Annotated in this window: 15 protein-coding genes; 4 read left to right on the top strand and 11 right to left on the bottom strand. The window is 68.7% G+C overall.

The window, feature by feature from the left end:
* Nucleotides 1-2 precede the first annotated feature (2 nt).
* The 7 genes from GXN78_RS12970 to GXN78_RS12940 all read right to left on the bottom strand — a co-directional run bounded on the left by GXN78_RS12970 (nt 3) and on the right by GXN78_RS12940 (nt 5,989).
* A complete protein-coding gene (locus GXN78_RS12970) occupies nt 3-545 on the bottom strand; it encodes an alpha/beta fold hydrolase (RefSeq protein WP_106559725.1) in 543 nt (180 codons plus the stop codon).
* A 42-nt stretch (nt 546-587) separates the two neighbouring features.
* Nucleotides 588-1,442 (bottom strand): AAA family ATPase, encoded by an 855-nt coding sequence (locus GXN78_RS12965; RefSeq protein WP_106559700.1) that lies wholly within the window; start codon nt 1,440-1,442, stop codon nt 588-590.
* Nucleotide 1,443: 1 nt separating this feature from the next.
* A complete protein-coding gene (locus tag GXN78_RS12960) occupies nt 1,444-2,058 on the bottom strand; it encodes a LysE family transporter (protein WP_106559699.1) in 615 nt (204 codons plus the stop codon).
* A 60-nt stretch (nt 2,059-2,118) separates the two neighbouring features.
* Entirely contained in the window at nt 2,119-2,757 is a 639-nt protein-coding gene (rsmG, locus tag GXN78_RS12955; RefSeq protein WP_106559698.1) for a 16S rRNA (guanine(527)-N(7))-methyltransferase RsmG, read from the bottom strand.
* Nucleotides 2,754-4,703: a tRNA uridine-5-carboxymethylaminomethyl(34) synthesis enzyme MnmG gene (gene mnmG / locus GXN78_RS12950; protein ID WP_106559697.1), complete on the bottom strand. Its 1,950-nt coding sequence runs from the start codon at nt 4,701-4,703 to the stop codon at nt 2,754-2,756. Before mnmG ends, rsmG begins: the two co-directional genes overlap by 4 nt.
* Nucleotides 4,704-4,850: 147 nt before the next feature.
* On the bottom strand, nt 4,851-5,765 hold the full coding sequence (locus tag GXN78_RS12945) for a transglutaminase family protein (RefSeq protein ID WP_106559696.1): 915 nt from the start codon (nt 5,763-5,765) through the stop codon (nt 4,851-4,853).
* Between the two features lie 38 nt (nt 5,766-5,803).
* Entirely contained in the window at nt 5,804-5,989 is a 186-nt protein-coding gene (locus GXN78_RS12940) for a DUF1328 family protein (RefSeq protein ID WP_106559695.1), read from the bottom strand.
* Between the two features lie 180 nt (nt 5,990-6,169).
* Between GXN78_RS12940 and gstA the strand changes: the two genes are divergently transcribed.
* Entirely contained in the window at nt 6,170-6,778 is a 609-nt protein-coding gene (gstA, locus tag GXN78_RS12935; RefSeq protein ID WP_106559694.1) for a glutathione transferase GstA, read from the top strand.
* A gap of 29 nt (nt 6,779-6,807) precedes the next feature.
* On the opposite strand, the gene GXN78_RS12930 is transcribed toward gstA, so the two are convergent.
* Complete coding sequence (locus GXN78_RS12930; protein ID WP_106559693.1) at nt 6,808-8,022, bottom strand: YbfB/YjiJ family MFS transporter; 1,215 nt, start codon at nt 8,020-8,022, stop codon at nt 6,808-6,810.
* A 125-nt stretch (nt 8,023-8,147) separates the two neighbouring features.
* Between GXN78_RS12930 and GXN78_RS12925 the strand changes: the two genes are divergently transcribed.
* Nucleotides 8,148-9,251 (top strand): alkene reductase, encoded by a 1,104-nt coding sequence (locus tag GXN78_RS12925; protein ID WP_106559692.1) that lies wholly within the window; start codon nt 8,148-8,150, stop codon nt 9,249-9,251.
* Here GXN78_RS12925 and GXN78_RS12920 read toward each other — a convergent pair.
* Both GXN78_RS12920 and GXN78_RS12915 read right to left on the bottom strand, forming a co-directional pair.
* Nucleotides 9,233-10,582, bottom strand: coding sequence for a sensor histidine kinase (locus GXN78_RS12920; RefSeq protein WP_106559724.1), 1,350 nt, complete (start codon nt 10,580-10,582; stop codon nt 9,233-9,235). The genes GXN78_RS12925 and GXN78_RS12920 overlap by 19 nt on opposite strands.
* A gap of 56 nt (nt 10,583-10,638) precedes the next feature.
* Complete coding sequence (locus GXN78_RS12915) at nt 10,639-11,328, bottom strand: response regulator transcription factor (protein ID WP_106559691.1); 690 nt, start codon at nt 11,326-11,328, stop codon at nt 10,639-10,641.
* 239 nt (nt 11,329-11,567) lie between these two features.
* On the opposite strand from GXN78_RS12915, the gene GXN78_RS12910 reads away from it, so the two are divergent.
* Both GXN78_RS12910 and GXN78_RS12905 read left to right on the top strand, forming a co-directional pair.
* A complete protein-coding gene (locus GXN78_RS12910) occupies nt 11,568-11,762 on the top strand; it encodes a cation transporter (protein ID WP_106559690.1) in 195 nt (64 codons plus the stop codon).
* 114 nt (nt 11,763-11,876) lie between these two features.
* The gene (locus tag GXN78_RS12905; RefSeq protein WP_106559689.1) at nt 11,877-12,650 is read left to right on the top strand and encodes a TIGR04325 family methyltransferase; all 774 of its coding nucleotides are present in this window, start codon (nt 11,877-11,879) and stop codon (nt 12,648-12,650) included.
* A gap of 10 nt (nt 12,651-12,660) precedes the next feature.
* Here the strand turns inward: GXN78_RS12905 and GXN78_RS12900 are convergent, their stop codons facing one another.
* Nucleotides 12,661-13,278, bottom strand: a complete 618-nt coding sequence (locus tag GXN78_RS12900) for a hypothetical protein (RefSeq protein ID WP_106559688.1) — start codon at nt 13,276-13,278, stop codon at nt 12,661-12,663.
* Nucleotides 13,279-13,339 lie beyond the last annotated feature (61 nt).

Here is a 13,339-nt window from a genome sequence, read left to right as displayed (position 1 = left end):
GGTCATTCTTCTTTCAGGATTTCGTTCAGCAGTTGGCGGCCCGCGGCCCAGTCGCCCAGGCCGGATTCGCCGTTGAGATGGCCGCCCGGGCCGGCATCGTGGTAGCGGGCACCCCAGTCGCGCGCCAGGCCGCGCGAGCGCTCGGCGCTGCAGTAGGGATCGTCGCTGGCGGCAATCATCAGCGCGCGAAACGGCAGTGGCTGGCGCACGATCGGCGCCCAGCCGGGAATCATCTGGCGCAGGTCCTCTCGCTCGAGGTCGCCCGGGGCCACCAGGAGGGCGGCCTGCACCTTGTCGGTGTTGCGCGAATGGGCGGCCCAGGCGGCCACCAGGATGCAGCCCAGGCTGTGAGCGACCAGAACCACCGGTCCCGGCGAAGCCAGCACTTCCTCCTCCAGCCGTGCCGACCAGTCGCCGCGCAGTGGCCGGATCCATTCATGCTGCTCGACACGGCGGTCGCCATGGACCGCCTCCCAGCGGCTTTGCCAGTGCGGGGCATCGCTGTTCTGCCAGCCGGGCAGCAACAGGATGGTGGACGCGGTCATCTGCTGCAAAATTGATAGCAAGAAAGATCGGTCCGGTGGCCTTCAGAGGCCATTGGGATCCTGGACAACAACGGGCGGCGCATCCATCGGCACCGGTGCGGGCGCCGCGGCGGCACCCGCCATCGCGCTGGCAGGCGGCATTTTCCGCACCAGTTCCTCCGCGAAGGCGATGAAAGCCTGGCTGCCGCGCGCGGCCGGATCGAAGATCACGCCCGGCAGGCCATAGCTCGGCGCCTCGGCCAGCCGCACATTGCGCGGAATCACGGTGTCGAAGACCTTGTTGCCGAAATGGGACTTGAGCTGCTCGCTGACCTGCTGCTGCAGCGTGATGCGCGGGTCGAACATGATGCGCAGCAGGCCGATGATCTGCAGGTTCTTGTTGAGGTTCGCATGCACCTGCTTGATGGTGTTGACCAGATCCGTCAGCCCCTCGAGCGCGAAGTACTCGCACTGCATGGGCACGATCACGCCGTGCGCGGAGCACAGGCCGTTCAGCGTCAGCAGACTCAGGCTGGGCGGGCAGTCGATCAGGATGAAGTCGTACTCGGCGCCGACGGCGGCCAGCGCGGTGCGCAGGCGCTTCTCGCGGCGATCGAGCGTCACCATCTCGACCTCAGCGCCCGCCAGTTCCCGGTTGGCGCCCAGCACGTCGTAGCCGCACTTCTCGGCTTTCACCCGCGCCTCGGCCACCGAGGCGGACTCGAGCAGCACGTCGTAGACGGTGGTTTCCAGCTGCCGCTTGTCGATGCCCGAGCCCATGGTCGCGTTGCCCTGCGGGTCCAGGTCGATCATTAGGACCCGCTGATCGACCTTGGCCAGTCCGGCAGCGAGATTGACGGTGGTCGTGGTCTTGCCCACGCCCCCCTTCTGGTTCGCGATGCAGAAAATCTTCGCCATGCTACTGGGACGCCGCCAGCTTCACGCCAAAGCCGATCAGGAAGACGCCCGCCAACTTTTCGAGCAGGGTCTTGATGCGCGGATTGGCACGCAGCCGCTCCGCAAGGAAGTGCGTAAGCAGCGTGGCGCCCAGGCAATAGGCGAGGGTCAGCACCGCAATCGTCAGCGCCATCACGCCGAAGGTCAGCAAGCCCTGGTGATGCGCCGGGTCGACGAAGAGCGGAAAGAAGGCCATGTAGAAGACGATCGCCTTCGGATTCAGGAGCGTGATCATCAGCGCCTGCCGGAAATACTGGCGCGGCCGGATGTTGAGCACCGGCGCGGCGCCCGGCTTGGCGGTCAGCATCCTGAATCCCAGCCAGGCCAGGTACGCAGCACCCAGCCACTGCATGGCCTTGAAGGCCGGCGGGTAAGCAGTCAGCAGCGCGGCAACCCCAGCCACTGCAGCCCACATCAGGACCTGGTCGCCGGCGATCACGCCGAAGGCGGCGGCGAGCCCGCCGCGGATACCGCCCTTGCCGGTGGAGTTAATGATGGCCAGATTGCCCGGCCCGGGAATCGCCAGAAAAACGATGATGGCGACAACGAACGCGCCGTAGTCAGCGATGCCGAACATGGAAATTGCCTCGGAAAGGGAGGCTTCGAGTCTAAGCGAGGTCGATGCGCGGAAGGCCGCTCACGCCGTCTGTTTTCGCGCCCAGACGATGCAGCGGTCGGCTTCCAGCCCGGGAACGCGCAGCTGTTCCACGTGAAACACCTCGATTTCGGCGGCCACCTGCGACAGTTCGTCGCTTGGCGTCTTGCCTTTCATGGCGAGCCAACGTCCACCGGGCGCGAGCAGATGCTTCGAACCTTCGAAGAAATCGGGCAAGGAGGCGAAGGCGCGCGAACTGATCAGCTCGTAGCTCCCGGTCAGCGATTCCACCCGGGCGTGCAAGCCACGCAGGTTGGGCAGACCGAGTTCCGCTGCCACCTGCTGGACGAAGGCTGCCTTCTTGGCCACCGCGTCCAGGCAAGTGACAGTAATGTCGTTGCGCAGAATCGCGATGACCACGCCCGGCAGCCCCGCCCCTGCACCCACATCGAGCAACGCTGCCCTCCCCGGCCACTCGCGGGCCAACGGCCCGATGACGGACAGGCTGTCGAGCAGGTGATGGGTCAGCACGCTCGCCGGGTCGCGCAGCGCGGTCAAGTTGTAGACCTTGTTCCATTTCAGGATCACCGCGCCGTAGGCCAGTAGCCGCTCGCATTGCTGGTCATCCAGGGTCAGCCCAAGCGTCGCTGCGCCCTCGCGCAGCTCCCGATCGGAACTCATTCCCCGACTTGCTGCGGTTCAGCCGAGGGGTCCTGCGCGAAGGCGCGGTGCCCGCCCTTGCGCAGATGGATCATCAGCAGCGAGATGGCAGCCGGGGTCACGCCCGAAATGCGTGAGGCCAGCCCCAAAGTTTCGGGCCGGTGCTTGGTCAACTTCTGCCGCACCTCGAAGCTCAGGGCCTTGACCTGGCTGTAATCCAGGTCCGCCGGCAGCTTGAGATTCTCGAAATGCGCAGCGCGCTCGACCTCGTCGTGTTGGCGATCGATGTAACCCGCGTACTTGGCGGCGATCTCGATCTGCTCGATCTCCGACTCGCCCAACGGCTGGTCCGCGGCGTACTTGCCCCCGTCCAGTGACATCAGGGCGGCGTAGTCGACGTTGGGCCGCCGCAGCAGGTCGCCCAAGTTGTACTCGCGCTCGATCGCCTTGCCCAGCACGCGCTCCGATTCGCTGGCCGGCAAGTTCCGCGGATTTACCCAGATCGAGCGCAGCCGCTCTGTTTCACGTGAAACAAGGTCGCGCTTGCGCGAGAAGGCATCCCAGCGCACGTCGTCCACCAAGCCCAGCTTGCGGCCGGCCTCGGTCAGGCGCATGTCGGCGTTGTCCTCGCGCAGCTGCAGCCGGAACTCGGCGCGGCTGGTGAACATGCGGTAGGGCTCGGTCACGCCCTTGGTGATCAGATCGTCCACCAGCACGCCCAGGTAGGCCTCGTCACGGCGCGGCAGCCAGGCCGCCTCGCCGCGGCACAGCAGCGCCGCGTTGATGCCGGCGAACAGGCCCTGCGCCGCCGCCTCCTCGTAGCCGGTGGTGCCATTGATCTGGCCGGCGAAGAACAGCCCCTGGATGGCACGCGTCTCGAAGCTGCTCTTGAGCTCGCGCGGATCGAAGTAGTCGTACTCGATCGCGTAGCCGGGCCGCAGGATGTAGGCATTCTCCAGCCCGGCCATCGATCGGACCAGCTGATACTGGATGTCGAAAGGCAGGCTGGTCGAGATCCCGTTCGGGTAGTACTCGTTGGTCGTCAGCCCCTCGGGTTCCAAAAAGATCTGGTGGCTTTCCTTGTCGGCAAAGCGGTTGATCTTGTCTTCGACGCTCGGGCAGTAGCGCGGCCCCACCCCATCGATCTTCCCGGTGAACATCGGGCTGCGATCGAAGCCGGAGCGGATGATGTCGTGGGTGCGGGCGTTGGTATTCGTGATCCAGCAAGGCATTTGCCCCGGATGCATGTCGGCGCGGCCCATGAAGCTGAAGACCGGCATCGGCCCTGCCCCGCCCGGCATGCCGTCGCCCGGCTGCTCGACGCACTTGGAAAAATCGATGCTGCGCCCATCCAGCCGCGGCGGCGTGCCGGTCTTGAGACGGCCTTGCGGCAGCTTCAGCTCCTTGAGCCGCACCGACAGGCTGACCGCCGGCGGATCGCCCGCCCGCCCGGCCTGGTAGTTGTCCAGGCCCACATGGATACGGCCATCGAGAAAGGTGCCGGCCGTCAGCACCACGGCCCGCGCCCGGAAGGCGATGCCCACCTGCGTCACCGCGCCCACCACCCGGTCACCCTCGATCATCAGGTCGTCGACCGCCTGCTGGAAGAGCGAGAGATTCGGCTGGTTCTCCAGCCGGCGCCGGATCGCCGCCTTGTAGAGCACCCGGTCGGCCTGCGCCCGCGTCGCCCGCACCGCCGGCCCCTTGCTCGAATTGAGGATACGGAACTGGATCCCCGCCTCATCGGTCGCGATTGCCATCGCGCCACCGAGCGCATCGACCTCCTTCACCAGGTGCCCCTTGCCGATGCCGCCGATCGACGGGTTGCAACTCATCTGCCCCAGCGTCTCGATGTTGTGGGTGAGCAGCAGCGTGCGGGCACCCATGCGGGCGGAGGCCAACGCGCCCTCGGTGCCGGCATGGCCGCCGCCGACGACGATCACATCGAATTCTTCGGAATAGAGCATGGGGAGGGGCGCACCTGCGCGTGCGCTTGCGGAAAGGGGCGTCGATTTTAATCGCGCAGGCGACACCTGGAGGCCCGCAGGGGCAAGGCCTCGCGGTCCGGCACTCGCCGCCAAGTCGCCTGCCGTCTTCGTCGTGTGCTATCGTTTTTATAGCAAACGCGCCTCGGCCGGCGTCTGCAGCAGCGAGACGGAAGCCGCCGCCACCGGAATGGGCTTCTCGATGCCCACCAGCTGCCCGCTCGGCGCCGGCCCGGCCGAGGGCACCAGGCGCTCGTCCTGCAGCTCGTGCACACTCATCGTCTTGCCGGTCATGCGCACCGGCCCGAAGAAGGTGCAGAAGGCCACGTCCTTCGCATCGCGGCCGGTGCCCACGCGCACCAGGCGGTCTACCGGCGCCATGCGCGTGGCATCGAAGAGCACCCACTGCCCGCCCAGCCAGGCCTCGAACACCGCATGAAAGTCCTGCGGCGGCTCGTCGAACCAGACGTAGCCCACCACCAGGCGCGCCGGAATGTTGAGCGCGCGGCAGAAGGTGATGCCCAGGTGCGCAAAGTCGCGGCACACCCCCGCGCGCTCGACGAACACCTCGCGCGCCGTGGTGGTGGAGTCGCTGGTGCCGGGCTCGTAGGTGATGCTGTCGTGGATCCAGTCGGCAATCGCCTGCACGCGCCCGATGCCCGGCGGCAGGTCGCAAAAGAGCTGCTGCGCGCAGCGCGACATCAGGTCCGACTCGCAGTAGCGGCTCGGCATGAGGTAGTGGAGGATCTCGTTCGGCACCTGGTTCACCGGCAGCTCCGCGAGTTCGGACGGCACCAGCACATGGGCGCGCTGCACTTGCGCGCGATAGCGGATCTTCAGCGGACCCGGCGGCGCATCGAAGCGGACAAAGCGATTGCCGCTGCCCTCATCGCAAAAAGCCTGCCGCTGCACCGCCGGCTCGATCACCAGCGCCTCGCTGGCGACTGCCTGCGCACCGCTGCGCGCGGCCTCGATGTTGAACACCAGGTGCGATGGCGCCTCGACTTCATAGTCGAGCACCGCTTCCACATTCGAGACATGCATATTCCTCCCCAGGCCGCGACGCAGGCGCCGCGGCGTTGTCAGTCCAAGGCCTTCTTCGCCGCGCCGATGCCCAGCGCTGCCAGCACCAGGAAGAGAACGGCCAGGATCAGGAACAGACCGAACAGCAGCTTGGCAATCCCGGCCGCGCCTGCGGCGATGCCGCCGAAGCCGAGCCCGGCCGCGATCAGCGAGACGATCGCGAAGATGATGGCGTACTTCAACATGGAGGGACTCCTTCGATTGCGGCCCCGGCCGCAGCGCCACGGAGCATATGGAGGCCCTCCCTCGCCACCGATAGTCGGCCCGCCCGAGGCACCGTAGGACAAAAACGCGGCGCAGCCGAAAGCGCTAGCATCCCCTGCTCTCCCAAGATCGTTTCCCAACATTCCATTGGAGTCTTTCGCATGAAGCTGTACTACTCGCCCGGCGCCTGCTCGCTGTCGCCGCACATCGCGCTGCGCGAAGCCGGCATCGCCTTCGAGCCCGTGCTCGCCAGCACCAAGAGCCACAAGCTGCAGGACGGCACCGACTACTACGGCATCAACCCGCTCGGCTACGTGCCGATGCTCGAGCTCGACGACGGCACGCGCCTGCGCGAAGGCCCGGCCATCGTGCAGTACATCGCCGACCTCGCGCCCACCAAGAACCTCGCGCCGGCTGCGGGCACGCTGTCGCGCTATCGGCTGCAGGAGTGGCTCACCTTCATCGGCACCGAGATCCACAAGACCTACTCGCCCTTCTTCAACCCCGCCATGCCCGACGAGGCGAAGGCCGTCTTCAAGTCCAAGCTGCAGTCGCGCTACGAGTGGCTCGACCGCGAGCTCGAGGGCAAGGAGTACCTGATGGGCGAGCACTTCACCGTGGCCGATGGCTACCTGTTCACCGTCACCAACTGGGCCAAGCCTGTCGGGATCGACCTGTCGCCCTACCCGAACGTGCAGGCCTGGCATGCGCGTGTCGGTGCCCGGCCGAACGTGCAGGAAGCGCTCAAGGCCGAGGGCCTGAGCAAGTAAGACAAGACGCGCGCGGCGCGCTCAGCGGCTCAGCGGCTCAGCGGCCGCTGACGCCACGCCAGCGCTGCGCCGATCCACAGCGCCACGGCCGAGGCCACGAGGCCGCGCGCCAGCCCACCGGCGCCATCGGAGATCCAGCCGGTCACCGTCGGTCCCACGATCTGCCCCAGCGCGAAGACGATGGTGAAGGCGCTGATGCCGGTCGCCCATTGCGCATCCGGCAGGTTGTGCCGCACCAGGGCCGTGGTGGACGCCACCACCGACAGGAAGACCGCGCCGAACAGCAGTCCCGACACCAGGGCCACCGGCCAGGCGGCACTGAGCACCGGGAGCAGCGTCGCCACCCCCAGCAGCGCATTGAGCATCGCCTGCGGCCCGCCGCCGCGAAAGCGGTCCAGCAGGCCCGCCCAGAGCCGTGCCGAGGCCACGCACGCCACGCCGAGCAGCGCATAGAAGGCCGTGATGCTGCCCGGGCTCGCTCCCTGCTCGCGCAACAGCGCGATCACGAAAGTCATGTAGCCGATGTAGCCCACGCCGAACATGGCGTAGCCCGCCAACGCCCAGCCGAAGCGAAGCACGGCGTTGCCCGGCATCGCGGCCGTCGCCGGCGATGCCGCAACGCCGGCGGGCGCATCGGCCGGCATCGCGCGCGCCGCACTGGCCAAGAGCGCCGTCGCCGCCACGCAGGCCAGCGCCAGGGCCCACCACGCCCAGGCCCACCCATGCGCCTGGCCGGCCGCGGCCTGCAGCACCGGCGGCACCAGCAAGGCCGACAGCGTGATGCCGAAGCCCGTGCCACCGTAGTAGAGGCCGAGCAGCAGGCCCGCGCGTTCGGGCCGCTGCGCACCGAGGCGTGCGGCCAACAGTCCGCCCGCCACGAAGACCCAGGCACTCGCCACCCCAGCCAGGAAGCGCTGGACCAGCAGGGCCGGTGCCGAGGTGAAGAAGCCGCTGGCCGCCATGAAGAGGCTGGCCCAGACCGCACCGCCCACCAGCAGGCGCAGCGGCCCGAAGCGCCGCATCAAGGCCGGCGTCATCAGCGCGCCCAGCAGATAGCCGGCCGCGTTCGCCGTGTTCATGCCGCCTGCCAGCGTGTAGCTCCAGCCCAGGTCGGCACGCATGGGCGGCAGCAGCAGGCCATAGGAAAAGCGCGTGATGCCCAGCGAGACCGCCGCCCCCAGCGACAACGCGAGCGCCAGGCGCAGGGCTTGGGCGGGCGTGAGCGTAGCGGCGCAAGTCGTCATCGAGGACGGCCATTCTGAAGCATGACCAGACATCTCCTAGCAGCAATGCGACAACCCCGCGGCAGCACGGCCGAGCGCATCGCATTACCGTCAGGCCCATCCCTTCACAACAAAAGGCAAAAAGGATGTCCTCCCTTTTCGATCCGATCGAGGCCGGCGATCTGAAGCTTGCCAACCGCATCGTCATGGCACCGCTCACGCGCAACCGCTCGCCCAACGCGGTGCCGCCCCCCATCGCTGTCACTTACTACGCGCAGCGCGCCGGCGCCGGCCTGCTGATCACCGAAGCCACCGCCATCAGCCACCAGGGCCAGGGCTATGCCGACGTGCCCGGCCTCTACGCCGGCGAGCAGCTCCAGGCCTGGAAGCGCGTCACCGATGCCGTCCATGCCGAGGGCGGCAAGATCGTCGTGCAGCTGTGGCACGTGGGCCGGGTCTCGCACCACGAGCTGCAACCCGGCGGCGGCAAGCCGGTCGCCCCGTCGGCCATCGCGGCCAAGACCAAGACCGTGCTGATCAAGGACGGCGTGCCCACCTTCACCGAGACTTCCGAGCCCCGCGCCCTCGACGCAGCCGAGCTGCCCGGCATCGTCCACGCCTACGCAGCAGCCGCGCGCAACGCCGTCGAGACCGCGGGCTTCGACGGCGTCGAGATTCATGGCGCCAACGGCTACCTGCTCGACCAGTTCCTCAAGACCGGCAGCAACCATCGCAGCGACGACTACGGCGGCAGCATCGAGAACCGCGCCCGCCTGTTGCTCGAGGCGGCGCGCGCCGTGGTCGACGCGGTCGGCGGCGGCGTGACCGGCATCCGCCTGTCGCCCGTCACGCCGGCCAACGACGTGCACGACGCCGATCCGCAGCCACTCTTCGAGTACGTCGTGAAACAGCTCGCGCCGCTGGGCCTGGCCTACATCCACGTCATCGAGGGCGCCACCGGCGGGCCGCGCGAGCTGGAGGACCGGCCCTTCGACTACGAAGCGCTCAAGGCCGTCTACCGCAAGGCCGGCGGCCGGGCCGCCTGGATGGTGAACAACGGCTACGACAAGCCGCTGGCCGAAGCCGCCCTGAAGGAAGGCGACGACCTCGTGGCCTTCGGCAAGCCCTTCATTTCCAACCCCGACCTGGTGCGCCGCTTGCGCGAAGGCGCGCCGCTCAACCCCTGGGACAAGGGCACCTTCTACGGCGGCGGCGAGAAGGGCTACATCGACTATCCGGCGTTGGACTGATCCTCGTGCTCGGGCGGCGCGCCGAAGGCCACGCTGACCCGCAGCCCGCCCGCTTCGCCGGCCTGCTCGAAGCGCAGCTCGGCATCCAGCAGCGCGGCGTAGCGCGCCACGATCGCCAGCCCGAGGCCGGCGCCCTGCCCCAGCTTCGTGCCCTCGGGCCCCTGCGACCAGCGCTGCACCAGCGCACGCTGGAGCTCGGGTGCGATGCCCGGACCGTCGTCGATCACGGCCAGCGTGCGCTCGGCGAGCGCGATGGTGATGGTGCGGCCCCCGTAGCGCAGCGCGTTGTCGATCAGGTTGTCGAGGATGCCCTCCACCAGCGCGGCATTGGCCAGCACGGTCACCGGTGCCTCCAGGCCCAGCGCGCCCAGGTCCACGCCCTGGGCATCGGCCCGCGCGAGATGGCGCAGCACCGCCTGTTCCACCAGCACGTCGAGCCGCAGCGGCTCGCGCTGCAGGCCGGTGCGCGCTTCGTCGGCCAATGCCAGGCCGAGCAGCTGATCGACCAGGCGGCTGGCGCGCGCCTGACTGGCGGCGATCTGCTGCAGCTGCTCGCGCCACACGGCGGGCGCCTGCTGCGCCAGCCCGTACTCGGCCAGCGCGCGGATGCCCGCCAGCGGCGTGCGCAGCTCGTGCGCCACGTTGCCCGCGAACTCGCGCTGCGCGCGCACGCTGTGCCCGAGGCGCTCGAACAGGGCGTTGAGCGTATCGCCCAGGCGCTCCAGCTCGCGCGAGCTGCGCGCCACCGGCACCGGCGCCAGGTCGCGCGCATCGCGCCGGTCCAGCGTCCGGCGCAGTTCGCCTAGCGGCCGCAGCTCGCCCTCGATGCCGCGCCACAGCCAGAACGCCAGCAGCGCCAGCAGCACCAGCTGCGGCGCCAGCGAGTAGACCAGCAGCCGCTCGACCAGCGCGCTGCGCGCCCGCGTGGTCTGCGCGATCACCACGCGAAAGGCGTCGGGTGGCTCATGGTTCAGCACCACCGCGCGCAGCTCCCGCCCCTGGTAGTCGATGTCGGAGAAGCGGTAGCGCACGCCCTGCGCCGGCACCGGCGCCAGCAGGCCCGCATGGCCCGCGAGCAGCGAGCCGTCCTGCCGCAGCACCGCGAAGTACATGTTCTCGGACTGATCGAAGAGCACGCTCGTGACCTCCCGCGGCGTCAGCTGCAACCGGATATCGCGATCGCCGGACTCGACGTTGGCCGAGACGGCGTAGGCGTCGTCGAGCAGTGCGCGATCGAAGGCCTGCTCGGTGAAGTGGCCGGCCACCGCCACCGCCACCGCGGTGCCCACCAGCCAGGTCAGCGCCAGCGGCAGCAGCACCCGCCGCAGCATGCGCCCGCTGAGCGGAGGTGCGCCCGCCGCCCGGCGTGCCGGCGCGCGGGCGACGCTCACACCGCCGCTTCCAGCAGGTAGCCGATCCCCCGCAGCGTGCGGATGGCCGCGCCGCTGCCGACCAGCTTCTTGCGCAGGCGCGAGATGAAGGCCTCCAGTGCGTTGTCGCCCAGCGACTCGTCGAAGGTGGAGAGCTTGTCGGACAGCGCCCGCTTGCTCACGGTGCGGCCCGGCGGGCTCATCAGCTCCCACAGCACCTCGAACTCGCGCGCCGGCAGGTCCAGGGGCGCGCCGGCCACTGCGAAGCGGCGCGCCTTGCGATCGAGCTTGAGCTGGCCCAGCGTCGCGATGTCCTCGGTGCCCTGCGCGCGCCGCACCAGGGCACGCAGGCGAGCCTCGACTTCGGCCAGGTCGAAGGGCTTGCCGAGATAGTCGTCGGCGCCCGCATCGAGCCCGGCGATGCGCTCCTCGGTGCGGTCGCGCGCCGTCAGCACCAGCACCGGCGTGCGGTCGCCGCGCGCACGCGCATGGCGCAGCACGGTCAACCCGCTCGCCAGGCCGCTGGTCTCGCTGGCGGTGGCGGGCAGGCTGAGGTCGAGCAGCACCGCATCGAACAACTGCACGCGCCAGAGGTGGTCCGCGTCCTCGGCGTTGGCCGCCACGTCGACGCGGTGGCCCGCATCGCCGAGGCTGCGCAGCATCACGCCGCGCAGCACGGCATCGTCTTCGACCAGGAGGATTCGCATGAATGAGGAAAAAAAGGAAAGCCGAGGGAGGGGCTTGGGGACACACCCTCAGTCCGCAAACGCAGGGGCCGTGGGGGTGACTAGCGGCCACGAGGATACGACAGCGGCCTGCGCGCCGCGGTTCCCCAGTGCCTGCCGGACCGGCATTTACCCTTCAGCAGATGTGCGATGCCATCGACCTTGACATCGACACCGTGGCAGAGTCGACACTGGCGCTTCAACCCCCTGAAGGAGCAACGATGAGCCAGAAATTCCAGGTATCGGGCATGAGCTGCAACCACTGCGTCACCGCCGTCCAGAACGCGGTGCAGGCGGTCGATCCCAAAGCGCAGGTCACCGTGGACCTCGAGACCGGCCATGTCGACGTGTTGAGTACGCAGCCGCGCCAGGACCTCGCACTGGCCATCGAGAACGCCGGCTACCGGGTCGATTAGCCGCCCGCGGCCCGCCGGCGGCCCCTTGCCGGCCATCGAAACTATTGAATACCTTTGTTTCAAAGTGCAAAATGCGCGCTGCAGTTGCATTCAACACAAAGGCAAAGGGCTCCCATGCTTTCGAGTCTTCTTCCCCCGTCGGTCCGTGAAGCCGCCTACCGGCGCAAATTCCTGGAGAACCGGGAGGAAAACCTCTTCATGGGCTCCTTCGACAGCTTCGCCGCCGCCGAGGCCGGTGCGCCGCCCTCCAAGGCCGTCGGCTACGACAACGCCCCGGCGGACGCCTTCTACAGCCATCAGGTCGCCTTCTACGACTATCCAGGCCTGTTCTGGATCGGCCGCGCGCTGGACGACGGCATGCGCAGCGTCTTCGACCTGGGCGGCCACGTCGGCATCAAGTACTACGCCTTTCGCCGCATGCTCAACTACCCGGCCGACCTGCGCTGGACGGTCTGCGACGTGCCCACCGTGGTCAAGACCGGCCGCGAACTCGCGGTGCAGCGCGAAGCCACCGCGCAGCTGAGCTTCAGCACCGACTTCCGGGACGCGAGCGGCTATGACGTGCTCTACGCCTCGGGCAGCCTGCAATACCTGCCGCAGCGCATCTCCGAGATCATCGCGGCGCTGCCGGTCAAGCCGCGGCGCATCGTGCTGAACACCACGGCCGTGCATCCGGAGCGCACGCTCTACACGCTCAACAGCATCGGCTTCGCCGTCTGTCCCTACCGCATCCAGCACCACGACCAGCTGCTGGCCGAGCTGGCGGAGTCGGGCTACAAGCGGCGCGACGCCTGGCGCAACGAGGGCAAGCCGATCGAGGTGCCCTTCGTGGATGGTGGCGACAAGCCGTACTACGCGGGTTGCTGCTTCGACCTGCACCAGACCTGAAGGCCCGGCGTCAGCGCGAGAAACTCCTGCCGTCGCCCAGCCGCCGCACCCAGCGGCGGCCCGTTGCCTGCAACCATTCGAATGCACTCGGCGCGGCGACCGCCTCCGGCGCCGCCGTGCGCGCGGAGAGCACGGTCGCCAGCCGCCCGGCGCAGCGCACGAGCGTCGCGAACAGCTCGTCCTCGAGACCGGGAAGCAGCGAGCTCATGTCGATCGCGCGCGCCGCCTCGCGCAGGCATCCCGTGGCGTTGCTGTTGAGCGCCATCAAGTGATCGGTCACCGCATCCAGCAGCCGGGCCACCTCGGCGTCGTTGAAGCCCGCCTGCGGCGCGGCCGGACCGGCGTCGAGCAGCACCGCCGCCTCGTCGCCATAGCGCTCCAGCGCCTTCCAGCCGAAGGCCCGGATGTCGATCAACGTGGCGGCCGAGGCGAAGCTGCCCGCCCGGCCGCGCGCCGCCACCACGTCCCGCACGTCCGCATCGAAGCGCTGCATCGCAGCGTCCAGTGCCTGGCCCAGGCGCGCCTGCTGCACGCTCACGGTCATGCGCGCTGCCGGCAGCGCCAGCGCAGGAGCACACAGCAGATGCCCCGGGCGGGCAGCGTCGGCGATGAAGGGATTCGCAGGCATGGGGTTCTTCCGCGGTGCGCTTGCACCTGCCCGCACTGTGCGCCGCAACCTGGGAGAAAAC

The organism is Variovorax sp. WS11 (genome assembly GCF_010499245.1).
In the GTDB taxonomy this organism is placed as follows: domain Bacteria; phylum Pseudomonadota; class Gammaproteobacteria; order Burkholderiales; family Burkholderiaceae_C; genus Variovorax.
This window is presented reverse-complemented; position numbering and strand designations above follow the sequence as displayed.